The organism is Pseudomonas putida, from assembly GCF_050990305.1.
GTDB classification, from domain to species: domain Bacteria; phylum Pseudomonadota; class Gammaproteobacteria; order Pseudomonadales; family Pseudomonadaceae; genus Aquipseudomonas; species Aquipseudomonas putida_AH.
This window is the reverse complement of record NZ_CP158817.1, coordinates 4,476,083-4,502,917: the sequence shown is the minus strand read 5'-3', so window position 1 is coordinate 4,502,917 and position 26,835 is coordinate 4,476,083. Positions and strand designations below refer to the sequence as shown.

Genomic DNA, 26,835 nt, shown 5'->3' with positions numbered 1-26,835 from the left:
CGCCTTCGCGGGCAAGCCTCGCTCCTACAGGTCATGCGCCTCCCATACGAACACTGATTATCTGTAGGAGCGAGGCTTGCCCGCGATGGCGGCGTCACAATCACCGCAAATCCCACAGCCAAAAAAAATGCCCGCATCTCTCAACGCGGGCATTTTTCATTTCAGCTCAACCCACTCAGAAGTCGTACTTCGCCGTGAGCGTCAGGTTGCGCGGTTCGCCGTAGAAGGTGGTGCCGAAGTTGCCCAGGCCCGTCAGGTATTGCTTGTCGAAGATGTTGTAGGCGTTGGCGGTGAAGCTCAGGTGTTCGTCGTACTGGAAGCGGGTCATCAGGTCGACGAGGGTGTAGCCGCCTTGCTTGAGATTGACCGTGGAGCCTGTGCCGGCGCCGTCCACGTTCGGGTTGAAGGTCTGGCCGTAGAACGCGCTCTGCCAGCTGACGCCGCCGCCGACGGTGAACTGATCCAGCGCGCCCGGCAGGCGGTAGGTGGTGAAGGTGCGGAACACGTGTTCCGGCTTGGTGGAGGCCAGCGGGAAGCCGAAGATGCGCTGCTCGTCCTTGTCGCGAGTACGGGCGTAGGTGTAGCCGGCGGACAGGTTCCAGCCTTCGGCCAGCTCACCGGCCATTTCCAGTTCCACGCCGTTGGTGGTGGCACCGGAGGTTGGCTTGTAGACGTCCTGGCCGGTATCGACGTTGGTGGTGACGTACTGGGCGACGTTGTCCTGTTCGATGCGGAAGAAGGCCAGGCTGGCGTTCAGGCGGCCTTCGAAGTAGGCCGCTTTCAGGCCGGTCTCGTAAGCGTTGCCTTCCACCGGTTCCAGGGTCTTGCCACTGGCATCCTTGTAGATCTGCGGCTGGTAGATGCTGGTGTAGCTGGCGTACGCCGAATAGGTATCGTCCAGGTCGTAGACCACGCCGGCGTAAGGCGTGACCACGCCGTGTTCCTTGTAGCTGGCGTGGGTGTCGGCGAGGTTGGCGCCTGGATAGTAGGTGTAATCCTCGTTGTACTTGTAGGTGCTCACGCGACCGCCGAGGATGAACGAAAGGTCATCGGTCGGGCGCAGGCGGGTGGCCAGGTAAGCGCCGTTCTGGCTCTGGGTGCGCTCGTACTTGCCGTTCTTCGGAAACTCCTGTTTGGGCAAATGGCCTTCCCAGTCGAAGATGTTGCCCGGCACGAGTTCGAAGGCGCTGGTGTCGTAGGTGGCGCCGGTCTGACGGGAATGGGAGGTCATGAAACCCGCCACCAATTCATGCTCGCGGCCACCCAGGGAGAAGGGGCCGGAGACGTTGATGTCCGCCGTGTTTTGCACGCGATGGCCTTCCCAGCGACCCCAGTAAAAGAACATCCCTTCGCCGGTGGCGCGGTCCGGGTTGCCGCCACTGGCCGAGGCCAGTTGGGTGTCGTGATTGGTGGTTTTCTGGTCGAGGCTGAACTTGAGTTTCCAGTCGTTGGCCAGCGCTTGTTCCAGGGAGGCGAAGTAGGTGGTGCTGTCGAAATCGCGACGGCTCCAGTCGGTGCCGGGGTTGAAACTGCGGGAGAAGTCGGTGCGGCCACCGTCGGTGAAGAACGGCGAGTTACCGGTCCAGGAGCTGCCACGCGGGGTGGCGCTGGACTTGTCGACGCCGACGGTCAGCAGGGTGTCGTCGGTCAGGTCGGCCTCGAGAATCCCGTAGTACAGGTCTTTCTTTTGGCTGTAGTGGTCGATGTACGAACCCTTGTCCTGATAGGCGCCGACGAAGCGACCACGCACGTTGCCGGTTTCGGTCAGCGAGCCGGAGATGTCGCCTTCGGTGCGGTAGTTGTCCCAGGAACCGACGGTGCCGCTGACCGAGGCCTTGAAGTCCTTGGTCGGTTTTTTGCGCACCAGGTTGACGGTGGCGGACGGATCGCCAGCACCGGTCATCAGGCCGGTTGCGCCCTTGATGACTTCGACGCGGTCCAGGCTCGCGGCGTCGTCGCTGTTGTTCGGGTTTTCACCGTAGACGCCGTCGTAGGGAATGTTCACGCCGTCGTACTGGAAGTTGGTGATGGCAAAGCCACGGGTGGAGAACTCGGTACGGTCGCTGTCGTACTTTTGCATGGTGACGCCCGGCGTGTTGCGCAGGACATCACCCACACTCTTTGAGCCTTGATCGTCCATCTGCTGGCGAGTGACCACGGTGACCGATTGCGGGGTTTCGCGAATGGTCAGCGGCAGCTTGGTGGCGGTGGTGGTAGCGCCGGTGGTGTAGGAGCCGGTGTCCTCGGTGACCAGGCCCAGGGCCTGCCCGGAAATGGTGGTCGCGCCCAGTTGCAGGCTCGAACCGCCGCCGGAAATCAGGGTCACGCTGTTGCCATTGATCTGGAACGAAATGCCGGTGCCCTTGAGCATCTCGGTCAGCGCCGCCGAAGGCTCCAGCGAACCAGACACCGCGCGGGACTTGATGCCCGCCACCTGGTCCGGGCTGTAGAGGATCTGCAGGTTGGTCTGCATGCCCAACTCGGTCAGCGCGGCGGACAGTGGCTGCACGGCGATGCTCACTTTTACAGGTGCTGCAGTGGCCATCGTGCTCCCCAGCAAGGTGGCGGTCAGCAGAACGCTGGTCAGTAGGGTCCGGGGCAAAGAAGGACGCTGTACGGCCAGCGCGAGACGTGTGCGGCGTGGAAGAGATCGCATTACTTACCAGTGCTCCTGAAAAAGTGTCGTGCAGAGTTTTTGTTAATGGGAATTATTATTAAGACGGAGCATTGACGGGAAACCGGAAAAGAAACCTGCAAATTTTTTGAACACCTGATCCGTAGGAGCCGGCTTGCTGGCGATAGCAGTGGGTCAGGCGCATCAATGGCGATTGTTGGGGCGCAATCGCCAGCAAGCCGGCTCCTACAGGTTTCTCAGGCGGGGGTTAGTTCGGTGACCACACGGCCGCTCTCCATGCGCACCAACTGATCCGCCACGTCGAAATAGCGGTCGTCGTGGGAGATCACGATGAGGGTCTTGCCCAGGCGCTTGAGGTCCGGCAGCAGCTCGGTGTAGAAGATCCGGCGGAAGGTCGGGTCCTGGTCGGCGGCCCACTCGTCGAACACCAGCACCGGGCGTTCTTCCAGCCAGGCGTTGACCAGCGCCAGGCGCTTGCGCTGGCCGGTGGAAAGGTCGGTGGTGGTGAAGTTGCCGTCCTTGACGCTGACCTTGTGCGCGATCTCCAGGCGTTGCAGGTATTGGTTGGCGTCTTCGGGGATCTGCACGTCGCCCTGGACCACGTCGTCGAACAGGTAGTAGTCGGCGAAGATGGTGGTGAACAACTGGCGATAGTCGTCACGGTTGTGCGCGTCGATGGCCTCGCCGTTGACCCGGATCTGCCCTTGTTGCGGTGTGTACAGGCCCAGCAGCAACTTGATCAGCGTGGTCTTGCCGCAACCGTTCTCGCCGACGATGAAGGTGATGTCGCCCTGTTTGATCGACAGGTTGACCGGCCCGAGCTGGAACGGCGCGGCGCCGTCCACCGAGGGGAAGGCGTAGCGCACGTCCGCCAGTTGCAGCTCGTGCACAGCAGGTTTGACCTTGCCCTGATCGCTGAGCAGCAGGTGCGGTTCAGGGGTGGAAAATTGCTCGGACAGTTCGGCGATGCGGCGAAAGGCAATCTGCGCGCGGCTGACAATCGGCAGGGTGCTGATCAAATGCTCCAGCGGGCCCTTCATGTACAGCAGCACCAGCACGAAGCCGCTCATCACCGTCTTGTCGGCGCTCGGCCAGAAGGTTTGCAGGGCCAGGGCCAGGCCGATCACCACGAAGAACAGCATCGAACCGAAGGTCTTGGCGATGACGAAGGTGTTGATCGAACGCACCTGGGTGTTGCAGATGAACTCGGCGGTGCCTTTGATCCCTGAGCTGAACATGCGCTGGCGGCGCGGGCGATGAATGCGCAGCTCCTTGGCGCCTTCGGCGATGGCGTTGTAGTGCTTTTGCAGTTCGTCCTCGGCCTCGCGGGCGGCCATGAAACCTTGCACGCCTTTGCTTTGGGCGTAGGCCTGGATCGCGGTGCCGATCAGAATCGCGGCGATCATGATCAGGAACATCGGCCACGACAGCATCGCCAGGTAACCCATGCAACCCAGGGTCACGGTGACCGAAATCGCCAGCGGCGCGAAGGCGAAGGCGAAGTCGCTGATGGTGTCGACGTCGTGGGTCAGCACCGGGATCAGGCGGTGACTGCGATAGCGCTCGATTTGTTCGATGGGCGCAGACAACACCTTCTCGCCCAACTGTTTACGCAGCCTGGCGATGATGTGCTGGCCGACGTAGTTGGTGCCGATGTCCGAGCAGATCGAACTGGCCAGCGCCAGCAGGCACAGGCCGGCGAACAGCGCGACCACGCCCTGGGTCAGGCCGCTGTCCGAATGCAGGGCATTGTTGATGGTCGCCAGCAGCACCGTGACGCTCAGGCCGCCGACCATGCCCAGGACAATGGACGCGGCGACGATGAGTCGAAAGGGTTTGAGCAGGGCGAACAATTCGCCGATGGCGCCTCGGGTGGGCTGGGTCATGGAAGACAGTTCCTTGGGTCGGAAGGCAGATACCCAGTAGAACGTCTGGTCGCGGGGTTAATTTAGAGGGCCACACAACCGCCTGTAGGCGCTGGCTTGCTGGCGATGACGCCGGGCCAGCCAGCATCACTGTTACCGAACACACCGCTACCTGTAGGAGCCGGCTTGCTGGCGATGACGCCGGGTCAGCCAACATCACCGTTACCGGACACACCGCTACCCGTAGGAGCCGGCTTGCTGGCGACGACGCCGGGCCAGCCAACATCACTGTTACCGAACACACCGCTACCTGTAGGAGCCGGCTTGCTGGCGATGACGGCGGACCAGCCAACATCACTGTTACCGAACACACCGCTACCTGTAGGAGCCGGCTTGCTGGCGATGACGCCGGGTCAGCCAATATCACTATTACCTGGCACACCGCCATCGCCAGCAAGCCGGCTCCTACGGAGATATGTGTGGGTTAGAGATCACGCACTACGCGAAAGCCCATCCAGTCGCCACGCTCCTGCGGGTACTGGCTGTTGCGGTTGCCCGAGCGGGAGAATACCGGCGCCTCACCCCAGTCGTTGCCGCGGATGCGCACGGATTCGCAGTTGGGCTCCAGCCAGGCGCTGCCGTCGGTAGGGGCGCCGATGTAGTTGGGGTGCTCGCAGTCTTCCACCCACTCATAGACGTTGCCATGCATGTCGTACAGGCCGAAGGCGTTGGGCGGGTAGCTACCTACCGGCGAGCTGTAGCTGTAGCCGTCCGCCGGGCCGTAGGTGTTGGCGTGTTTGGCGATGCTGTATTCCTTGCCTTCGTCGAAGGGGAAGGGGAACGGGCCTTTGCTGCCGCCACGAGCGGCGTATTCGCGTTGGGCCTCGCTGACCATGTGGTACTGCTGTCCGGTCTTTTTCGACAGCCAGGCGACATAGTTCTTCACGTCATCGAAGTTCATGCACACCGCCGGCTGGCGCGGGCTCTGCGGGTAGCGCGGCTTGCTGGCGATGCATTCGCGGCCTGGGCGGGTATCGCCGTTGGCGATGGTCACGCCGCTCTCCTTGACGTAGCTGTCCCACTCGCCGGCGGTGATCTGGAAGCGGCTCATGGCGAAGGACTTGGCGAAGGTCACATCATGCATCGGGCCTTCATCGGGTTCGCGACCGACTTCATCGTCGGGGGTGCCCATGGTGAAAGTACCGGCGGGGAGTACGACCATTTCCGGGCAGTTGCGGCAGTCCTTGAAGACTTTTCCGGGTTGAGGGGTAGTGGCGGCGAGTGCGGTGGCGGTCATGAGGGCGGACAGGGTGAGTAACTTGAGCGGGAGGAAGGAACGGGCCATGAGTAATCTCGGATGTAAAAGAAAAACTGGGTGCAAACCGAACCCGTAGGAGCCGGCTTGCTGGCGATAGCGGCAAATCAATCAACATTGCTGGCGGCTGACACACCGCTATCGCCAGCAAGCCGGCTCCTGCAAAGGCGGTTTAGCGTCAGGCGGTTTTGTTGAGCAGGGCCATGAAGCGGTCGATTTCGTTTTCGCTGTTGAGCAGGCCTGGGGCGATGCGCACCACGGGACCGGCGTCGCGCTCCACGGCATCGCAGACCACGCGGTTGTGCATCAGGCCAGTGGCGATTTTTTCGCAGTCCTGCTCCTTGACCCGAAAGAAGGTGAAACCGGCGGAGAGATCGGGACTTTGTGGCGTCACCAGTTCGATTCGCGGTTGTTCCAGCAGGCGGTTCTTGGCGTAGGTGTTGAGTTGGTGAATACGCTGTTGCACCTCGGCCTTGCCCAAATCCAGATGCAGCTTGAACGCTTCGTCCGCCGCCCAGCGATGCTCGAAGCTGTGATAACCACCAGGAGTCATGATGGTCGAGAAGGTGGTGGCTTCGGAGAAGGTCGGAATGATCGGCGTAACGTCTTTGAGCTCGGCCGAGCGGGCGCAAATGATCCCGGTGCCACGGGGGCCGAACATCCACTTGTGGGTGCCGGCGATGAAGAAGTCGCAGTGCATGTCGGGAAACTCGAGGTCCTCGACGCCAAAACCGTGGACGCCGTCGACCACAAACAGGATGCGGTCCTTCTCGTCGCGCTGGCGGTTCAGTGCTTCGACCAGCTTGCCGATGTCGCCGATCGGCAGTTTCACACCGCTGCCCGACTGCACCCAGGTCATGCCCAGCACGCGGGTCTCGGGACGGATACCTTTGGCAATCGAACCCAGCACTTCATCCACGGAAACATCGCGGCTGTTCTCGAACAGCTTGAGCTTGCGCACCTTCGTGCCCTGGCGTTGCTGGCGATATTCCAGGGTGTAGTTGGTTGAGTAATGCTCGTGCTCACTGACGAGGATTTCCTGATCCGGACGCACATGGATGCCGCCGTAAATCATCGACAGACCTTCGGTGGTGCTGCCGGTGAGGGCGATCTGTTCCGGCATGGCATTGAGGTAGCGACCGGCCCAGACCCGCACGTTGTGCTCGCGTTTCTCGGTTTCCTGCAGGTCCCAGTCCATGGCGCGGCCGGGGTTGCGGTCAATGTTGGCGCGGTGCAGGTCGATGGCGTTGCGCACCGGTGTGGGGTGCGAGGTCACCAGGAAGTTGGCGAAGTGCAGGTAGTCCGGGTCCTGGTTGAACAGCTGGCGCAATTGCGCCCATTTGCCCTTGGGCAAGGGGGCGGGCTGCTGTTGTAGATCGCCGGCCAGGGCTGGCAGATTCACGCCGGCAGTCAGGGGCAGGCCGGCGGCAAGAATACTGGCCTGCTTGAGGAAGGAACGACGGTTGGTCATGGCTTGGGTTCGCTTGTTCAAAAGGGATTCAGTTTTTCGCCACCGGTCGGGCGGACTTCTCGACCTGGTCCCAGACCCGCAGGAAATTGCCGCCCCAGAGCTTGGCGATGTCGGCCTCGCTGTAGCCGCGGCTGATCAACTCGGCGGTTACGTTGCGCGCCTCGCTGACGTCCTTCCAGCCATCGAGGCCGCCGCCATCGTTGAAGTCGGAACTGATGCCGACATGGTCGATGCCGATTTTCTTCACCGCATAATCAATCGCGTCGCCGTAGTCCTTGAGGGTGGCCTTGGGTTCTTCGTCGACGATGGCGTAGAGCTGGCTGGCGTATTCGCCGAAGCGTTGTTCGGACCAGACGGTGATCACCGGATCGCCCGGCATCAGCGCCATTTCCAGCCCTTGCAACGGTTGCAGGTCGAAGCGCGCGCGCAGGGCGTTGAGCTTGTCCTGGGTGGTCTTGCTCAACGGCTTGATGTAGGTCGGGAAGCCGACGATCTGCACCACACCGCCGCTGTTCTTGATCAGCTGCATTTCCTGGTCACTGAGGTTGCGCGGGATGTCCACCAGGCCACGGGGCGCCGAGTGGGACGCCACCATCGGCGTGCGGCTCAACTGCGCGACTTGTTCCAGGGCCTTGGTCGACATCTGCGACACATCAATGATCACCCCGAGGTCGTTGAGGCGATGCACGGCCTGCTTGCCGATCTCCGACAGTCCCCCAAGGGCGTCCCGGGAATCGTTGAAGAACGGCAGCGGCCGCGACGAGTCAGCCCAGGCGTTGTTGCCCACATAGCTGAAGCCGAACATGCGCATGCCGCGAGCGGCCCATTTGTCCAGGGCATTGAGGTCGTTGCCCAGCGGGTAGGCGTTGAGCATGCTCATGAAGATCGCAAACTTGCCTTCGCCGTGCAGGCGACGGAAGTCGTCCGGGGTGTAGGCGATGGCCACTTGGTTGGGGTAGTCGCGCACCATCGTGGTGATGATCTTGTAGCGGGTTTCCTGCTCAAAGCGCGCTTCTTCGATGAAACCGGCAGTGGGGCGGTGCGGCGCGTTGGGGCCGTTCCAGATTTCCGGCCAGCCGAAGATCGTCAGCGCAGCACCGGACAGCCGTCCGCGCCCGCTCTTGACCAGGTCGAACTGGCCGCTGCCGTCCTTGTCCGCTTCATTGCCGGCGGTGCCGAAGTCCATGGGCACGGTGATGTGGCTGTCGAACGAGAGCAAGCGCTCGTGCAGTTCATCGGCCTGTTTCATCACCTTGGCCGGGTAGCCGGGATTGTCCTTGAACCAGTAATCCCAGGCGGCAAAGCCTGCACCGGCGCTGATCGCCAGGGCCAGCGGCAGGCCGATGAAAAGAACCTTTTTCGAGCGTGGTTTTGTCATTGCCGTCTCAGTCCGTTTTGCTATCTGGGAGGAACGAGCAATAGAGGGAGGAATTTAGTGTTTGAGATGGCCGCCTCGCCAGCAAGCCGGCTCCTACGGGTTTCAGGGGTGTTCTGTGATGTGTGCACGCCACAAATACTGTAGGAGCCGGCTTGCTGGCGATGCGCTTAAATTTTGAAGGGCAACAAACGTTCTAGCTGGGATAAGGCCTGCTTCCATGGCTGACACAGGTAGGGCAATGACGATTTCTCGACGAGGGTTCATGGCGGGCCTGGCGCTGACTGGCGCGGTCGTGCCGGCGGCTTTTTATGGGCATCGCCAATGGACGAAACCGGACCCGACGATCACCCCTGGCGAAGCGTCGTTCGATGTGGCGGATGTGGCCGGCCAGCGTCTGGCGGATACCTTGCGCGGTGTCTGGCAGATCCGTTTCGAAGGGCGTGATGCGGGCCTTGAAGGCTTGCCGCCAGACGGGCTGGAAGCGTTTCTCGACATCGGCCACAAGGGGCGCGGGCTGATCGGTTTTCTGGATACTGCTGAGCGTCTGCGCTCTCATGAAGAACCGCGATATCGGGTGCTCGGCGATCTGACCGGGGCCAACTCGGCACAATTGAGCTGGCGGTTGCTCAGCGCCAACGGCACCTGCGATTACGAATTCAGCATGGCACTGGACGAAGTCTGGGCCGCGTTCGGCAACGCTGGCAGCGGCTCGCTCAGCGGGCGGGTGCTGGATCTGGATCGGCCGTTGATGCTGACCGCCCAGGACAATCGCTTCATCGCCGTCAAGCGGGTATTCCCCGAGGCACGCGAGCGAACCGGTTTGAATGCACCGCTGCTGGCCTGGCTGACGTCCGCCGAACATCGCCTGTTTCACCAGCTCTGGCATGCCTCTCGGGACAAATGGCACACCCTGTCCGAAGACAAGCGCGAGGCCTTGCGCGGCATCGGTTGGCAGCCCGGCCCCAGGGACAAGGAGCGCGATGCCCGTGGCGCGCGCAAGGACCGTAATGGCTCCGGCGTGGATTTTTTCTTTATGCACCGGCACATGCTCGGCACCGCGCGTTCCATGCAGGACTTGCCGTCGTGGACGCAGTTCCCGCTGCCGCAACCGGAGCTGGCAAGGGACCGCATCGGTTTCGCCCATTACTGCGATAACCATGACGGCACCGCGTTGCCACCGACCTGGCTGGCCGAGGACGATGACGAGTACTCGCAGTGGGTCGCCGACATCAAGACCGCCGAGACTTACCACAGCAATTTCCAGGTCTGGGAGTCGCAGTACCGCGACCCGCGTTACCTGTCGAAGCTGACCCTGGGGCAGTTTGGTTCGGAGGTCGAGCTCGGCCTGCACGACTGGCTGCACATGCGCTGGGCCTCGGTGCCCCGGGATCCGTCCAACGGCCAGCCGGTGCCGTTCGCCCGTGATCCCTCGGACTTTTCCGCGCGCTGGTTCGCACCGGAAAACGACTTCCTCGGCGATCCGTTTTCCTCCCATGTGAACCCGGTGTTCTGGCACTTCCACGGCTGGATCGACGACCGCCTGGAAGACTGGTTCCACGCCCATGAGCGCTTTCATCCGGGGGAGGTCAGCCGGCTTGAGGTTAATGGCGTGCCATGGTTTGCGCCGGGGCGTTGGGTTGAGGTCGATGATCCGTGGCTCGGTCCGGACACCCATGGTTGCAGCACCACGCCGGGGTTGCAGGCGGGCCGGTCGGTGGAGATGGACCCGGAGACCATGAAGCTGGCGCTGCGGATTACCTTTGGCGAGGATGAGAGGAAGTTGAAAGATTTGTTCCGGAAAGTTCCACAGCGGCCTTGGTATGCGCGGAATCTGAAGGCCAGAACTGTTTCCAATTAAGCCGCCGGACATATAAGTGCCATATGCTTAATATGGTTTTAAGCTGGATTTAAAGGGCGAGGCATCAAATACAATGTTGGTGGCGAGGCTTGCGCCAACTTAATTTATAGGAGTTGAGTGAGGTTTTATACTGTCATAAATACTAGTTCAGATGAATGGGGTGGTCTTGTGTCGGGAAGTTTTTAGTTGGTCTGAATTGTTGATTATTCTTGGTGTTGAATTTGACCTTGCTGCTGCAGCGGTCTAGATTTCGATCGTTGTACATAATATTTTATTCAATATGCAGAGAAGGGTTGGTAAAATGGATATTAAGGATATTGAGGATTGGCTGAAAAACAAATCCCCGGATGCGCCCCATGTAATTGGAGAGCTTGCTGTAGACATAGATGGTGTGCACAAGCGCTTCCCTGCAAATTTGCTGTCAATAGAAGGTAGTATATTTGCGTACTTTGGTTCTCCAATAGGCGAGCATCTGATAACAGATGGCTATTTTGCTATACGGTGTCCGTACAGTGATATTGGAAAGGACATCGATTTGCCACAAGTGTATAGTTACCTTGCCTTTAAACAAGCGTCTACATGGTATCAACCGGAGGGTGGGACTCTAAAGGTCAATTATGATGAATCCCGTATTCATGTTTATGGGGGGTTTAATGCCAGATTTTCCGAAGGGTCTCCGGTTACAACGATGATGAATGGGGTATTCAGTATTTCTTGGTTTAAAGGAGCTTGATTCCAGTTGTTCGGGTGGGGTGGTGAGGCTCAGAGGGTGAGCATTGAGGGTGGCAAATTGGTAGTGGAACATGCGAAATTGTAGTTGCCGATTTACTGCAACTACTGTACTTGCCACCCCCCGCCTAGCGCCTTGTACAACGCAACACTGGCCTGCAACCGCGACAGCCGCAACTGCACATTCAAATCCTGCGCCGCATACAGCGTGCGCTGGGTCTCCAGCACTGTCAGCAGATCCTCGGCCCCCGCCTGATAGCGGCTTTGCGCAAGGTCGAACGCGGTTTGTGCCTGGCGCAATTCTTCACCTTGCCACTGCCGCTGTTCGTCCAGCCCACGAATGCCGTTCAGGGCTTTTTCCACGTCGGCAAAACCGTTGATGATCGCACCGCGATAGGTTTGCAGCAGTTCCTCCTGGCGGGCCGTGGCCTTGTCGCGTTCGGCGCCGAGGCGGCCGTTGTTGAACACCGGGGCGAGCAATCCGGCGGTGAGGTTGTAGAAGGGACTGCGCAGGATGTCGTGGGCGCGATCGGCACCGGAGCCGATTTGCGCCGTGAGGGTCACGGTGGGCAGCATGGCGGCGCGGGCCACGGTGACGTCGGCCTGGGCGGCAGCCAGTTCGGCTTCGGCGCGGGCGATGTCCGGGCGGCGGCTGAGCAATTGGCTGGGCACGCCGGCGTCGATGGCCGGCCATGCCAGTTGATCGAAGTGTTCCTGGCCCAGGGACAGCTCTTGCACCGGGCGGCCGAGCAGGGCGGCGAGGCTGATTTGCGCCTCCTTGGCCTGTTGCTGCACCAGCGGCAATTGCCGTTGCTGGGCCGCCACCAGGCTTTTCTGTTGGGCCAGTTCCAGGGCGGTGGCTGAACCTGAGTCGAAACGGGTTTGCACCAGTTTCAAGACGTTCTGCGCATTGGCCAGGTTCAGCTCGGCAATGCGGCTCTGCTCCTGTAGCGACAGAGCCTGTGCGTAGGTATTGGCGACGCCGCTGAGCAGGGTCAGCTCCACCGTCGCCTGATCGAACTCGCTGGCCTGCAAGGCGAATTGCGCACTGTCCCGGGAGGCGCGCTGGCCGCCCCAGAAATCGATTTCGTAGCTGGCGGTGAGGTCGGCGGTGAAGTAGTCGACCGCGTCGTTATCGCTGTCGGCGTCGAGCTGGCTATAGCCGCTACCGCGCAGCAATTTCTGCCGGTTGGCGTTCAACCCAGCCTTGACTTCCGGCAACTGCGAGCCACCGGCAACCACCGTTTCGGCCTGTGCCTGGCGCACCCGGGCGATAGCGGCGGCGAGGTCATAACTGCCGACCCGAGCCTGCTCCACCAGATGTTCCAGTTGCGGGCTGCCGAAACGGTTCCACCATTGCGCGTTGCTGCGGGCGGCACTTGGGTCATGGGGTGATTGCCAGGAGGAGGGCGGCACGATGCCGCTGTCCGGGCGCTGGGCAGGGGTGCCACAGGCACCGAGCAGCAGGCAAAGGGTCAACACACTCAGTTGCGGCTTCATCAAGAGATCATTCACTGGTCAGGGCCGTCACAGGATCGAGTCGGGCAGCTTTGCGGGCCGGCATGAAGCCGAAGACAACACCGGTGACCAAGGCGCAGCCGAAGGCGCCCAGCACCGCTATCAGGGAAAACGCTACGGCGACTTCGCTGAGGATCAGCACGCCGCCGACGATCAGCGCGAGGGCGATCCCGGTCAGCCCGCCGACTACCGAAAGCATCACCGCTTCGGTGAGGAACTGGCGCAGGATGTCGCGCTGGCGGGCGCCGGTGGCCATGCGGATACCAATCTCGCGAGTTCGCTCGCGCACGGTCATGAGCATGATGTTCATCACCCCGATGCCGCCCACCAGCAGCGAAATCGCGGCAATCGAGCCGAGCATCAGCGACAGGGTGTTTTGCGTGCGCGCTTCGGCCTGGATCATCGCCGCATTGTTGGTCAGCTCGAAATCCTTCTTGCCGTTGTGCAGGCGCAGCATCAGTTGTTCGATGGCGTGCTCGGTCTCCTTGACCTTGCGCGCATCGGCGGCGGCAATCGCGATGTACTCGGGGTTGTGGGTGCCGAACAGCCGCACGCTGGCGGCGGAATACGGGATGGCGATGCGGTCGTCGCTGTCGGAGTCGCCGGAGCTGGCGCCTTTTTCCGCCAGCACACCCACCACCTGGAACGGCACGTTCTCGATGAGGATGTACTGGCCGATGGGGTTGGCCGCGTCCTTGAGCAGTTTGCTGCGGACCTTGTGGCCGATCACCGCCACCGCTGCGGCGTTCTGCTCGTCGGCCTCGGTGAAGTAGCTGCCTTCGACCACCGGCCAGTTGAAGATCGCCGGGAAATTGGTGTCGTTGCCGCCGACATAGCTCAGGTGATCGAGGTTGCCGAAACGCACCCCGGCCTCCTGGCCGTTGACCGGCATGATCCGCATCACTTGCGGCAAGCTGGCCACGGCCCTGACCTCATCGAGCGTGATGATGCCCTGCGGCGTGCGCGGGTTGGGCGCCGAGCCGCTGAGGTAAATGATGTTGGAACCGAAGGCGCCCATCTGCGCCATCACCTGGCGCTTGCTGCCTTCGCCGACGGCCAGCATCACCACCACCGAAGCCACGCCGATGATGATCCCGAGCAGGGTCAGCGCAGTGCGGAACTTGTTGATCCACATCACCCGCCAGGCCGCTTGCACGGCATCGACCAACTCGCCTTTCCAGGCGCCAGAGGCTTGCGCGCCTTCGCTCAAACGCTTGCGCAGGTCCACCGCTTGCAGGGCGCCGGGGTTGGCTGAGTGTTGCGCGACGGGATTGTCCTTGGCGCTGTCGCTGATGATCAGGCCGTCGCGGATTTCGATGATGCGCTTGGCCCGCGCCGCCACTTCGCGATCGTGGGTGATCAGGATCACCACGTGGCCTTGGCTCGCCAGCTCGTCGAGCAGCGCCATGACTTCCTTGCCGCTGTGGCTGTCGAGGGCGCCGGTGGGTTCGTCGGCGAGGATGATGTGGCCGCCGTTCATCAAGGCGCGGGCGATGGACACCCGCTGTTGCTGGCCACCGGAGAGCTGGTGCGGACGGTTGCCGGTGCGTGTGGCCAGGCCCAGGCGCTCGAGCAGGGCGGCGGCGCGGACGTGACGCTCGGCGGCCGGTGTGCCTGCGTAGATCGCCGGCATCTCGACGTTTTCCTGGGCCGAGCCGGACGGGATCAGGTGGTAGCCCTGGAACACAAATCCGAAGGCTTCGCGACGCAACCAGGCCAGTTCATCGCTATCGAGTGCGGCGACGTTTTCTCCGGCGAAGCGGTATTCGCCCGAAGTCGGGCGGTCGAGGCAGCCGAGGATGTTCATCAGCGTCGATTTACCGGAACCGGAAGCACCGACAATCGCTACGAATTCACCGGCATGGATCGACAGGTCGATGCCGCGTAACACGTGAACTTCAGGGGCGTCGCCGCCGCCGTAGGCTTTGCGGATGTCTTGCAGTTCGATCAGGGGTGTGTGCATTCAACCGCCACTCCCGTCGGCTGGACCGATCAACAGGTGATCGCCTTCCTGCAAGCCGTCGAGGATCTGCACCCGCAGGCGGTCGCTGATGCCGGTGCGTACGTCGCGTTGTTCGATGCTGCCGTTTTGCGCGACGACTTGTGCAGTCTGTTGATCGGCCTGAGTGCCGGCTTGCAAGGCGGCAATCGGTGCGGTCAACACGTTCTGCGCCTGATCGGAGACGAAAAATACCTGGGTGGTCATCTCTGCCATCAGGGCGTTGTCGGCGTTGTCGACGTCCAGTAGCACGGTGTACAGCACCACTCGGGCGCTGCCGCTTTTGCTGGAGCTGGCAGGGCTGCCGCCGCCCTGGCTGGTCTGGTCGAGGGGCTTGGGCGGTACCGGCAGGATCTGCCTTACGGTGCTTTTCCAGCGTCGGGTGCCGCCGCTGAGGGTGGTGAACCAGGCGTTCATGCCGGGTTTGACATGGCCGATGTCGGCCTCGGAAACCTCCGCCCACACGGTCATCGGCGACAGCTTGGCGATGCGCAGAATCAGCGGCGTTTGTTGTTGGGCGTTGAGGGTTTGGCCTTCCCGGGCGTCGAGGGCGACCACGGTGCCGGACATGGGGGCGTAGATCCGCGTGTAACCCAGTTCGGCCTGATCGCTGCGCAGGCTGGCCTGGGCCTGGCGAATCTGCGCCTGGAACATGTCGATGCGCGCCTGGGTGGCACGCAGTTCGGCCAGGGCGGTCTGCACGTCTTCTTCGCGGGTCGCGCCGCCGGCCTTGAGGTTCTGCTGGCGCTGGAATTTCTGTTGCGCGAGATCGTGTTGTGCCCGTTGTTCCTGGAGCTGCGCCTTGAGGTTTTCGATGGAGAAGCGTCCGGCATCGAGCTTGGCCTGTTGCGTGGACGGATCGATCTCCACCAAAAGCTGGCCTTCCTTGACCAGGTCACCCACTTCCACATGGATCTTGTGGATCTGCCCGGACGCCTGGGCGCCGACGTCGACGTAGCGCCTCGGCTGCAGGGTGCCCAGGGCGGTGACGCTGCTTTCGATATCGCCACGGCTGACTTGCACGGTGGCGAATTGGTCGCGGCCGGGCGAGATGAATTGCCAGGCGGCGACGGCGACAACGGGGATCAGACTGAGTGCTACAAGCAGGGCGCGTCGGGTCTGGCGGGGACGTTTCATGCAGGGTTCCAGAACAATTGAACACTGCCGTGGAGGCGGCAGGAACGGGGGGCTGTCCTGTAAACGATGGGTGCGTCGTGGAATTTAGGCCGGGAAACATGGTGATACACCTGCCGCGATCAACTGTAGGAGCGAGCATGCTCGCGATGGCGGCCTGACAGCCGACCTTTGTGTTTGTTGATTGGGTACATATCCATTGCTGCGGTAACGGCGGCTTATGGTTTCGCCCTTACGGCGAGTCCCTTTTTCAAACGCCAAAAAGGAACCAAAAGGCTTTGCCCCAGCGTCCGGCCCCTCGCCAAGGCTCGGCGTTCCTTCGCTCCGGCATTCATCCGGGGGCATCGCCCTCCGGTTGGCTTCGCTGGCACCTACATGCGATGTGTTCGACTGCGTCGAACGGCGCTGCGCGCCAATCCCCGGATAAACGCCTCCACTCAGCCTCCCGAAGGGGCGGGTGGATCAAAATCAAAAGCCGCTAGGCGAGCTGACACTCGACCTGATGGTTGACGCGGCTTCGTGTAGGAGCTGCCGAAGGCTGCGATCTTTTGATCTTGCTTCTAAAAATCAAAAGATCGCAGGTGGGCACATACCTGTAGGAGCGAGCATGCTCGCGATGGACGCCAAAACACCGCGGGGTGTCAGGCTGCCAGCGTCATCGTTGACGACCATCGCGAGCATGCTCGCTCCTACAGGGGCCGCGATCTGCTTTGGCTTTGGCTTTGGCTTTTGATCTTGATCTGCCCCGTCGGAATACCGGAGCGAGGGAACCCTGAGCCTAGGCGAAGGGCCGTACGTCAGAGGATAAAAGCGTTTGGTTACTTGGCGCTTTTCCAAGTAACCCGCCGTAAGGGCGGAACCAATAGCAGCCGTTACCGCAGCAACGGATATGTACCCGGTCAACAAAACACAGGCCGCCTCCGAGACTATTTATCGACCAACACAAAGCAACGCTTTAAATCTATATGAGAATTACTATAAATTACGCACCTCAAATTGCCACTATCGTGCCACTGCCTGTTCCGTGAACGAGAAGTAGGCTCAAAGACAGAAACCGCACCCGTGCGGACGGGAGTCATGTTGGAAAACTACTATCGAGAGCTGGTGTGTTTTTTGAACGCCAAGCTCGGCAACCGCCAGGTGGCCGAAGATGTGGTGCATGACGCTTATCTGCGTGTTCTGGAACGCTCCAGCGACACGCCAATCGAGCAGCCCCGGGCATTCCTTTATCGCACGGCGCTGAACCTGGTGATCGACGATCACCGGCGCAATGAATTGCGCAAGGCCGAGCCACTGGAAGTGCTCGACACCGAGGAGCGTTATTTCACGCCCTCTCCCTTGAGCAACCTCGATCATGGCCAGCGCCTGGACATGCTCCAGCGCGCCCTGGCGGAACTGCCACGGCTGTGCCGCGAGAGCTTCATGCTGCGCAAGCTCGATGGCCTGTCCCACCCCGAGATCGCCGAACGCCTGGGTATTTCCAAGGCGTTGGTGGAGAAGCACATCGTCAATGCGATGAAACATTGCCGGGTGCGTATGCGGCAATGGGATGGCCATTGATCTCGCCCGGTTTGTGAAAACTTCGTTAAATTTCATTTCACTGTCCTCGTTCCTAATCAACAGACGATCTGCTGTCCTGCTCAAGGCCGGTCAGGTCACTTAGGTTCAGTCCCCGCAGCGGTGGGGTTCATCCAGAGGACACTGGAAATGACACAGGCAATTGCATCGCCCCTCGTTCACGACCTGATCGGCGTCGGTTTCGGCCCTTCCAACCTGGCACTGGCCATCGCGCTGCAAGAGCGTGGGCCGACCCACGGCGAGCTGGATGTACTGTTCCTGGACAAACAGGCCCACTACAGCTGGCACGGCAACACGCTGTCGACCCAGAGCGAGCTGCAGATTTCCTTCCTCAAAGACCTGGTGACCCTGCGTAACCCGACCAGTCCTTACTCCTTCGTTAATTACCTCAAGGCCCACGGCCGCCTGGTGGACTTCATCAACCTGGGCACTTTCTATCCGTGCCGCATGGAGTACAACGACTACCTGCGCTGGGTCGCCGGCAAGTTCGAAAGCCAGAGTCGCTACGGCGAAGAAGTGCTGACCATCGAACCGGTGCTGCATAAGGAGCAGGTCGAAGCGCTGCGGGTGATTTCCCGCGATGCCACGGGCCATCAACATGTGCGCACCGCCCGTTCGGTGGTGGTCAGCGCCGGTGGCACCCCACGGATTCCCGAAGCGTTCAAGGCGCTCAAGGAGGACGCTCGCGTGTTCCACCATTCGCAGTACCTGGCGCAGATGGCCAAGCAGCCGTGCGTGGACAACCAGCCGATGAGCATTGCGATCATCGGCGGTGGGCAGAGTGCGGCGGAGGCCTTCATCGACCTCAATGACAGCTTCCCGTCGGTGCAGGTGGACATGATCCTGCGTGGCTCCGCGCTGAAACCGGCGGATGACAGCCCGTTCGTCAACGAAGTGTTTTCACCGGAGTTCACGGACCTGGTGTTCAACCAGCACAGCAGCGAGCGCGAACGCCTGGTTAACGAGTACCACAACACCAACTATTCGGTGGTGGACATCGACCTGATCGAACGCATCTACGGCATTTTCTATCGCCAGAAAGTGTCGGGCATCGCGCGCCACGTGTTCCGCACCCTGACCACGATCGAGAAGGCCACCGCCACCGAGCGCGGCATCGAACTGGCGCTGCGTAACAACGCCACCGGCGAAGTCACGGTGCATCACTACGACGCCGTGGTCCTGGCCACCGGTTACGAGCGCCAGATGCACCGCAAATTGTTGGCGCCGCTGGAACAGTATCTGGGGGACTTCGAAGTCGACCGCCATTACAAACTGATCACCGACGAACGCTGCAAGGCCGGCATCTATATGCAGGGTTTCTGTCAGGCCAGTCATGGCTTGAGCGATACCTTGCTGTCGATCCTGCCGATTCGTGCCGATGAGATTGCCGGGTCGTTGTATGACCATGGCAAGAAGCGTGGGCATAGTCGGTCGGTGGTGGATTTGTTGTTGGCGACAGCCAGCTGAAATCTTTGGTGGCCCTGAAGTCGCCATCGCCAGCAAGCCGGCTCCTACGGGGGAGCGCCATTCTGTGCCATCGCCAGCAAGCCGGTTCCTACGGGGGTAGCGGCATTCTGTGCACCGGCTCCTACGCAATGGTATTGAACCCGTAGGAGCCGGCTTGCTGGCGATGGGGCCCTGATTCCTGAACCCATCCTGAAGAACCCCGCGATTCCCCCTGCAAGGTTTTGTAACAGGTTTACTCTCCAAATACCGGGGCGTAAGCTTCGCGCGTTTTCATCAATAGCGGAGACCCACAGTGGGTACTTGTTCGAGTGACAGTAGTCGGCCGGTTTCGATAACCGGCACATCCTCGGCCAGATAACGCACAGTCCTTCTTGTGCCGTTGTCTCGCCGTAAAAGCGAGCAGCGGCTTCCCGATCACGGCCATTTGCGGCCTGTGTCCCGACGTCCTCTCATCGACGCTGAACCGTGCGTGATGTTCGACCTTAAGTCGTCATTGCGGCGCACCGACACGCCTGCTCGACGGTTTCCCGGCTGACCCTGGGGGAACTGCCATGAACCTGACCCTGCTCAAGGAATTCTTCGCCGGATTCCTGCGCACTCGCCACATTGCCCGGCACTTCCGTCGCCTGGCGCTGCTGGAAACCTTCACCGACACCACGGTCAGCCGCGAGGTGCCGCCGACGTTGGCACAGACGCTGGTCAGCGCTGCCGGCAGCGACACCGGCCCGCTGCTCGACAGGTTGGGCAGCCACACCGATGGCTTGAGTGAGCAGGAAGCCGAGGCACTGCGCGAGCAATTCGGCCTCAACGAAGTCGAGCACGAACAGCCGCTGCCGTGGTGGACCCACCTGTGGCACTGCTACAAGAACCCGTTCAACCTGCTGCTGACCTTGCTGGCGGTCATCTCCTGGCTGACTGAGGACATGAAGGCGGCCATCGTGATTTTTTCCATGGTGGTGCTCTCGACCTTGCTGCGCTTCTGGCAGGAAACCAAATCCAACCAGGCCGCCGATGCACTCAAGGCGATGGTGAGCAACACGGCTACGGTGCTGCGCCGGGATTTGGAAAACAGCAGTGCCCTGCGTATCGAGCTGCCGATCAAGGAACTGGTGCCGGGGGACCTGATCGTGTTGTCCGCCGGCGACATGATTCCCGCCGATTGCCGGGTGCTTAGCGCCAAGGACCTGTTCGTCAGCCAGGCGGCCATGACTGGCGAGTCGATGCCGGTGGAGAAATTTCCCCGTCAACAGGACAGCGACACCCTCAATCCTCTGGACCTGGACAACATTCTGTTCATGGGCACCAACGTGGTGTCCGGCACGGCCATGGCGGTGATTCTCACCACGGGCAACAGCACGTATTTCGGTGCCCTGGCGCAACGGGTTGGCGCCACTGACCGGGCGCCGACTTCGTTCCAGACCGGGGTCAACAAAGTCAGTTGGCTGTTGATCCGGTTCATGTTCGTCATGGCGCCGCTGGTGTTGTTCATCAATGGCTTCACCAAGGGCGACTGGATGCAAGCGCTGCTGTTCGCGCTGTCGATCGCCGTGGGCCTGACCCCGGAAATGCTGCCGATGATCGTCACCTCGACATTGGCCAAAGGGGCGGTTTTTCTGTCGCGCAAGAAAGTCATCGTCAAGCGCCTGGATGCGATCCAGAACTTCGGCGCCATGGACGTGCTGTGCACCGACAAGACCGGCACCCTGACCCAGGACAAGATCTTCCTGGCACGCAATGTCGATGTGTGGGGCAACGATTCCGATGACGTGCTGGAAATGGCCTACCTCAACAGCTACTACCAGACCGGCCTGAAAAACCTGCTGGACGTGGCGGTGCTCGAGCACGTGGAAATCCATCGTGAACTGAAAGTCGGCACGGCGTTTCGCAAGGTCGACGAGATCCCGTTCGACTTCACCCGTCGGCGCATGTCGGTGGTGGTCGCCGAGCGCGATCAACCGCATCTGCTGATCTGCAAAGGGGCGGTGGAGGAGGTGTTGGCGGTGTGTTCTCGTGTGCGTCACGGCGAGATGGATGAAGCACTGAGCGCTGAATTGCTGGCGCGGATTCGTCAGGTCACGGCGACATTCAATGCTGAAGGCTTGCGGGTGGTGGCAGTGGCGGCTCGGCCGATGATCGAAGGACGCGATGCCTACAGCCTGGCCGATGAACAGGAACTGACGCTGATCGGCTATGTGGCGTTCCTTGATCCGCCAAAAGAAAGCACCGCGCCGGCACTCAAGGCCCTGGCCGAACACGGCGTGGCGGTGAAAGTGCTGACCGGCGACAACGAACTGGTCACCGCGAAAATCTGCCGCGAAGTCGGGCTGGAACAGCAAGGCCTGCTGCTGGGCAATGATGTCGAACGCATGACCGACGCCGAACTGGCGGTGGCGGTGGAGCACACCAATGTCTTTGCCAAACTGACGCCGTCGCACAAGGAGCGCATCGTGCGCCTGCTCAAGGGCAACGGCCATGTGGTCGGCTTCATGGGCGATGGGATCAACGACGCCCCGGCCCTGCGCACCGCCGACATCGGTATTTCGGTGGACAGTGCCGTGGACATCGCCAAGGAGGCGGCGGATATCATCCTGCTGGAAAAAAGCCTGATGGTGCTGGAGGAGGGCGTGCTGGAAGGGCGCAGGACCTTCGCCAACATGCTCAAGTACATCAAGATGACCGCCAGTTCCAACTTCGGCAACGTGTTCTCGGTGCTGGTGGCCAGTGCGTTCATTCCGTTCCTGCCAATGCTGCCGATGCACCTGCTGGTGCAGAACCTGCTCTACGACATCTCCCAGATCGCCATCCCGTTCGACAACGTCGACGCCCAGATGCTGAAGAAACCGCAGCGCTGGCAGCCGGCGGATGTCGGGCGGTTCATGCTGTTTTTCGGGCCGATCAGCTCGGTGTTCGATATCACCACCTTCGCCCTGATGTGGTACGTGTTCGACGCCAACACCCCGGACCACCAGACCTTGTTCCAGTCCGGCTGGTTCGTGGTCGGGCTGCTGACCCAGACGTTGATCGTGCACATGATTCGCACGCCGAAAGTGCCGTTCCTGCAAAGCCGCGCGGCGACGCCATTGATGGTGATGACGGGGATCATCATGGCCGTGGGGATTTTCCTGCCGATGGGGCCGCTGGCGCACTACTTCAAACTGCAGGCGTTGCCGTCGCTGTACTTTGTGTTCCTGCCGGTGATCCTGCTGGCGTACATGGGCCTGACCCAGGCGGTGAAGGGGTTCTACATTCGGCGGTTTGGCTGGCAATGATGTTGCCCGCTTCCCTTGTAGGAGCGAGCCTGCTCGCGATGGAGGTCAACGATAACGCGGGTTGTCTGAATGATCGCGGTGTTCGGGCGTTTTTCGCGAGCAGGCTCGCTCCTACAGGGTAGTCCGTATCCAATGGGGGGTGGTATTTCGGAAAAGTCCTACAGAAAGCCCCGGAGGTCTTCCGTAGCCTTGCGCGCTCATTCATTCGGGCCTGCCTGCGGGGGCTATCTTGTCGAACAAGTCATTACGCATCCTGATCGCGGACGAACAACACTTTAACCGGTTGAGAATCGAGCGTTGGTTCAATCAGCTCGATTATTACCGGATTGCACCGGTGCAAAGCCTGGATGAGTTGCTGGCATGGGTGGACTACGCCAGCGAGCCGTTCGATCTGCTGGTCATCAATGCGGCGTTCACGGGCAACAGGCTGAATCTGCTGGACTATTGCCTCGATCATCATCAGTTAAATCGCGTTTTGATCTACGACGGCCAGCAGGCACGGCTGCCGCTGATTCCTGCCTGTGAGCAGAAAAAGGTTCAGGTGAGCCACGCGGTGTTGCCGGACCTTGCGTCTCTGCGCCAGCAGATGGCGCTCGTCGATCGACATTTACCGCTTGTCGGAACTGTCATTTCTATCAGGTAGCCCGACGCAGATATCCATGCCAAGGTCTGAGCGCAGCCACTGCGTCCGATGCGTACTTTGGCCCAATCGTCGTGTTATTGCCCAGGGAGTTGCCATGAATTCAGTGCTGATTGTGGATGATCATCCGGTGATTCGCGGCGCGGTCAAAATCGTACTCAGGCAGGAAGGATTCAAGCGTATCCATGAAGTTGAAAGCGGCAATGAAGTCTTGCCGGCGATACGCGAACACCATCCGGAATTGGTGGTGCTGGACCTGGACATTCCGTATCTCGACGGGCTGGAGGTGCTGGCACGGATCCAGGCCAGCGAAATAGGGTGCCGGGTCGTGGTCTTCACGTCCAAGCTGGCAGAGTTCTTTCAGGATCGCTGCATGCGCGCGGGTGCCGCGGCCTATGTTGCCAAGACCAACGATCTGCAACATCTGCAAAAAGCCGTTCATGCCGTGAGGGGTGGTTACACCTATTTCACCCAGCTTCCATCGAGTTCGGTGTCGATGAGCTTATTTCAGCGAAGCGAAAAGCAGATGATCGACAATCTGTCGGACCGCGAGATGACAATCTTCCAGTACCTGGCCCGGGGCATGAGCAACAAGGCCATCGCCGAAGATCTGCATTTGAGCCACAAAACCGTCAGCACCTACAAAACCCGCTTGGTCGAGAAACTCAATGTGGAGTCATTGGTGCATCTGCGAGATCTAGCCCTGCGCAATCACCTGATCTGAATGAACAGCCTCCGACACCTGTGCCGCCTGAAAAACCTGCTGGTATTTGGCATTTGCCTATGGGCAACAACGCTCAGTGCGCAGCCGCAATCCTTGACGTTGCTGGGACGTTCCAGCGTGGAAGGGTATGGCGTCAAACTGTCGCAGGCCGATGCTCGCTGGTTGCGACAGAAGGCTCGATTGACCCTTGCTGTCTCGGCCCCCGACTATCCGCCCTTTGATATCACCACCAGCGGCCAGGCGCTTGAAGGGGTAACGGCGGACTACGCCGGCCTGCTCCGGCAGTTGCTACAGGTGGAGGTCGAGGTACAGCGTTACGCGTCCAGGGCAGAGGCGGTCCGGGCGATCAAGCAGGGGACGGCGGACCTGTTGGGAACGGCCAATAGCTATGAGGCGCAGGATCCGCAGCTGCAAATGTCCAGCGCCTATGCGGTCGATCAACCGGTCCTGGTGACCCGCACGGACTCGCCGCCATTGCCTGCCCCGACATTGGCCGGCAAGCGACTGGCGACTCTGTATCACTACTTACCCGAACAACGGGTGCAGCAGTTCTATCCCCAGGCGAATGTTCAGCTTTTCCCTTCGGCGCTCTCGGCGGTGGGCGCGGTGGCGTTCGGTCAGGCCGATGTCTACCTGGGCGATGCGATCAGCGCCCATTACCTGATCCGCAAAAACTACCTCAACAATGTCCAGCTGGCCGACTTTTCGAGTATGGAATCGGGGCGCTTCGCCTTCGCCATGGCCGCCGACAACCGCCGGTTGTTGCGCATCGTCAACCAGGCATTGGCGGCGATCACGACCAACGAGCAAATGAACATCCTGCGGCGCTGGGGAGCGAGCGGGGTGTCGATGCCGGGCACGCAATCACTGCAACTGAGCGTGGCCGAGCAACGCTGGCTTGATCGACACCCTCGCGTGAGCGTGGCGATCAACGAGAACATCCCACCGATCACCTTCATCGACAGTGACGGTAAATATCGCGGGATCGGCGTCGATGTCTTGACCAAAATCAGTCTGCGCACCGGGTTGCAATTCGACATCCGCGCCATGCGGTCAGTGAGTGAAATGGTGCAGGGCATCAAGAGCGGTGAGGTCGATGTGTTGGCCGGCATCGGCTTAAGCACTCGACGTGAAGAGGACTTGCTGTTTACCCGAGCCTTCCTGACCAGTCCTTCCGTGCTGGTCACTCGCGTGGCGCCGAACAGCCCCGGGACCCTTGATGAAATGGCCGGAAAAACCCTGGCATTGACCCTCGGTAATGTGGCTGGCGAGTTCGTGCGGCAACACTTCCCGTTGATCCGCCTGGTGGAGGCGCCGCTGTCGGCGGACGCCATGGAAATGGTTGCCCAGGGCAAGGCCGACGGCAGTATCCATTCATTGATCGGCGCCCGTTACCTGATTTCCCGGCAATACCGCGATCGCCTGCAGGTGACCAGTACGGTGGGCACCGATCCGGCGCGCAGTACCCTGGCAACCAGTCAACAGGCGACCGAGTTGCATTCGATCCTGGACAAGGCCTTGCTGAGCATCCCGCCTGAAGAAATCGAGGAACTGACGCTGCCCTGGCGCAATGACTTGATGGTGGAGCAAAGCCCCTGGCTACGACATCGACAAGCCATTCTCCAGGGATTCGCCGCCATCGGCGTCTTGCTGGTACTGGCCCTGAGCGCGATGGCCTGGCAGCGTCGACAGATTCGCCAGCGCCAGCAATGGCTCAGACAATTGCAGGACGCCAAGGACGCCGCCGACGATGCCAACCGGGCCAAGACCACCTTCCTGGCCACCATGAGCCATGAGATCCGCACGCCGATGAATGCCCTGCTGGGCATGCTTGAGCTGGCACAGAATCAGGCCGACAAGGGCATCACCGACCGCGCGGCCATCGAAGTGGCATCCAATGCCGGGCAACAGCTGCTGGCATTGATCGGCGATATTCTGGACATCGCCCGTATCGAGTCCGGGCATTTGTCGCTGGCGCCGGAGCGGGCCAATCTGCACGGCTTGGTGGTGTCCGTGTGCCGGGTCTTCGAAGGCCTGGCACGGCAGAAAAATCTGCAATGGCGCGTCGAGCTGGACGCGCACAGTGACCGCGACGTGCTGATCGACCCCACGCGTTTCAAACAGGTGCTGTCCAATCTGCTGAGCAATGCCATCAAGTTCACCCACGAAGGTGAGGTCAGTCTGACGTTGCAGGTTGTGCCCGCGCCGCCGGACCGTCTGGCGATCAATGTGTGTGTCGAGGACAGCGGCGTCGGCATAAGTGCCTATGACCAACAACGTCTGTTCAGCCCGTTCGTGCAGGCCGGGAACAACCCGCAATCCGGTCGGCAGGGTTCCGGTCTGGGATTGGTGATCAGCCGTTCGTTGTGCGAAAAGATGGGCGGGCGCCTGCAACTCGACAGCGTGCTGGGGCGCGGCACGCGCGTGGATATCCGTCTTGAACTGGTCGCATTGCAGGCGCTGCCCGCCATTGAAGTGTCTGAGGGTGAATCGCTGCCGAGGGTTCGCTCACTGAAGATTCTGGTGGTCGATGATTACCCGGCCAATCGCTTGTTGCTTTCGCGCCAATTGAGTTACCTGGGGCATCAGGTGGAGGTGGCAGAGGATGGTCAGCAAGGTTTCGAGCAATGGCGTGAACAGGCCATCGATCTGGTCATCACCGATTGCAACATGCCGCTGGTCAGCGGTTATGAACTGGCGGGTGCGATTCGCGATGAGGAGCGGTTCCTGGTGGGCTCGCCGACCGTGATCCTGGGTTTCACTGCCAACGCCCAGCCCGAAGAGAAAATTCGTTGTATTGAAGCGGGTATGGACGACTGCCTGTTCAAACCGATTCGGCTGGTCGAACTGAGTGCCTGGTTGGCCAACAGATTTTCCGGCGAGTCGGCAGACGCGGCCGAAGCGGTTGCCGCGGCCGAGATCGACCTGGGCGGGTTGCGGCAATACACGGGCGTCGACAATGAGCTGATCGAAGAGCTGCTGCGCGACCTGGCCGTGACCAACCGTGATGACCGCGTGCGTCTGTTGCAAGAGCATGCCAGTGGCAACGACCACGCCTTGCAGGCGCTGGCGCACCGCATCAAGGGCGGGGCGCAGATGGTCCGGGCATATCGGCTGGTCGAGTGTTGCGAGCAACTGGAACGTGCCTGCGCCGAGGGCGATGCCTCACTGATCGACGCTGCGGTCGATCAGTTACATCAGGCTATGACGCGTCTGGAACACCATCTTGAGCAAGGCTGAAGATTAATCTCCCCC

General features: G+C 60.9%; 17 protein-coding genes. 8 read left to right on the top strand and 9 right to left on the bottom strand.

What is annotated here, in order from left to right; translation table 11 throughout:
- Positions 1-175 precede the first annotated feature (175 nt).
- The 6 genes from ABTV22_RS20205 to pvdM all read right to left on the bottom strand — a co-directional run bounded on the left by ABTV22_RS20205 (position 176) and on the right by pvdM (position 8,664).
- The gene (locus tag ABTV22_RS20205; protein ID WP_433736257.1) at positions 176-2,656 is read right to left on the bottom strand and encodes a TonB-dependent siderophore receptor; all 2,481 of its coding nucleotides are present in this window, start codon (positions 2,654-2,656) and stop codon (positions 176-178) included.
- Positions 2,657-2,871: 215 nt separating this feature from the next.
- Positions 2,872-4,521, bottom strand: coding sequence for a cyclic peptide export ABC transporter (locus ABTV22_RS20200; protein ID WP_433736256.1), 1,650 nt, complete (start codon positions 4,519-4,521; stop codon positions 2,872-2,874).
- A gap of 185 nt (positions 4,522-4,706) precedes the next feature.
- Positions 4,707-4,871, bottom strand: a complete 165-nt coding sequence (locus tag ABTV22_RS20195) for a hypothetical protein (RefSeq protein ID WP_433736255.1) — start codon at positions 4,869-4,871, stop codon at positions 4,707-4,709.
- A gap of 113 nt (positions 4,872-4,984) precedes the next feature.
- Positions 4,985-5,845, bottom strand: a complete 861-nt coding sequence (gene pvdO / locus ABTV22_RS20190; RefSeq protein WP_433736254.1) for a dihydropyoverdine dehydrogenase — start codon at positions 5,843-5,845, stop codon at positions 4,985-4,987.
- Between the two features lie 148 nt (positions 5,846-5,993).
- Positions 5,994-7,286, bottom strand: coding sequence for an aminotransferase class V-fold PLP-dependent enzyme (locus ABTV22_RS20185; RefSeq protein ID WP_433736253.1), 1,293 nt, complete (start codon positions 7,284-7,286; stop codon positions 5,994-5,996).
- 28 nt (positions 7,287-7,314) lie between these two features.
- The gene (gene pvdM / locus ABTV22_RS20180) at positions 7,315-8,664 is read right to left on the bottom strand and encodes a pyoverdine-tailoring dipeptidase-like protein PvdM (protein WP_433736252.1); all 1,350 of its coding nucleotides are present in this window, start codon (positions 8,662-8,664) and stop codon (positions 7,315-7,317) included.
- A 238-nt stretch (positions 8,665-8,902) separates the two neighbouring features.
- Here pvdM and pvdP point away from each other — a divergent pair, with 238 nt between their 5' ends.
- Together pvdP and ABTV22_RS20170 are read left to right on the top strand one after the other, a co-directional pair.
- On the top strand, positions 8,903-10,522 hold the full coding sequence (gene pvdP, locus ABTV22_RS20175; protein WP_433736251.1) for a pyoverdine maturation tyrosinase PvdP: 1,620 nt from the start codon (positions 8,903-8,905) through the stop codon (positions 10,520-10,522).
- A 301-nt stretch (positions 10,523-10,823) separates the two neighbouring features.
- The gene (locus ABTV22_RS20170) at positions 10,824-11,255 is read left to right on the top strand and encodes a hypothetical protein (protein ID WP_433736250.1); all 432 of its coding nucleotides are present in this window, start codon (positions 10,824-10,826) and stop codon (positions 11,253-11,255) included.
- 101 nt (positions 11,256-11,356) lie between these two features.
- Here ABTV22_RS20170 and ABTV22_RS20165 read toward each other — a convergent pair whose 3' ends face one another.
- The 3 genes from ABTV22_RS20165 to ABTV22_RS20155 are packed head-to-tail and all read right to left on the bottom strand — an operon-like array spanning position 11,357 to position 15,905.
- Positions 11,357-12,751, bottom strand: a complete 1,395-nt coding sequence (locus ABTV22_RS20165) for an efflux transporter outer membrane subunit (protein WP_433736249.1) — start codon at positions 12,749-12,751, stop codon at positions 11,357-11,359.
- A gap of 7 nt (positions 12,752-12,758) precedes the next feature.
- A complete protein-coding gene (locus ABTV22_RS20160) occupies positions 12,759-14,732 on the bottom strand; it encodes a MacB family efflux pump subunit (RefSeq protein ID WP_433736248.1) in 1,974 nt (657 codons plus the stop codon).
- Positions 14,733-15,905, bottom strand: a complete 1,173-nt coding sequence (locus tag ABTV22_RS20155) for an efflux RND transporter periplasmic adaptor subunit (protein WP_433736247.1) — start codon at positions 15,903-15,905, stop codon at positions 14,733-14,735.
- Positions 15,906-16,979: 1,074 nt separating this feature from the next.
- Here ABTV22_RS20155 and ABTV22_RS20150 point away from each other — a divergent pair.
- From ABTV22_RS20150 to ABTV22_RS20125, 6 genes are all read left to right on the top strand, one after another.
- Positions 16,980-17,462, top strand: coding sequence for a sigma-70 family RNA polymerase sigma factor (locus ABTV22_RS20150; RefSeq protein ID WP_433736246.1), 483 nt, complete (start codon positions 16,980-16,982; stop codon positions 17,460-17,462).
- A 147-nt stretch (positions 17,463-17,609) separates the two neighbouring features.
- Complete coding sequence (locus ABTV22_RS20145; RefSeq protein WP_433736245.1) at positions 17,610-18,947, top strand: lysine N(6)-hydroxylase/L-ornithine N(5)-oxygenase family protein; 1,338 nt, start codon at positions 17,610-17,612, stop codon at positions 18,945-18,947.
- 551 nt (positions 18,948-19,498) lie between these two features.
- Positions 19,499-22,216 (top strand): magnesium-translocating P-type ATPase, encoded by a 2,718-nt coding sequence (gene mgtA / locus ABTV22_RS20140; RefSeq protein WP_433736244.1) that lies wholly within the window; start codon positions 19,499-19,501, stop codon positions 22,214-22,216.
- Between the two features lie 229 nt (positions 22,217-22,445).
- Entirely contained in the window at positions 22,446-22,859 is a 414-nt protein-coding gene (locus tag ABTV22_RS20135; RefSeq protein ID WP_433736243.1) for a response regulator, read from the top strand.
- Between the two features lie 94 nt (positions 22,860-22,953).
- The gene (locus tag ABTV22_RS20130; protein ID WP_433736242.1) at positions 22,954-23,580 is read left to right on the top strand and encodes a response regulator; all 627 of its coding nucleotides are present in this window, start codon (positions 22,954-22,956) and stop codon (positions 23,578-23,580) included.
- Positions 23,581-26,820, top strand: coding sequence for a transporter substrate-binding domain-containing protein (locus tag ABTV22_RS20125; RefSeq protein WP_433736241.1), 3,240 nt, complete (start codon positions 23,581-23,583; stop codon positions 26,818-26,820).
- Positions 26,821-26,835: the final 15 nt, after the last annotated feature.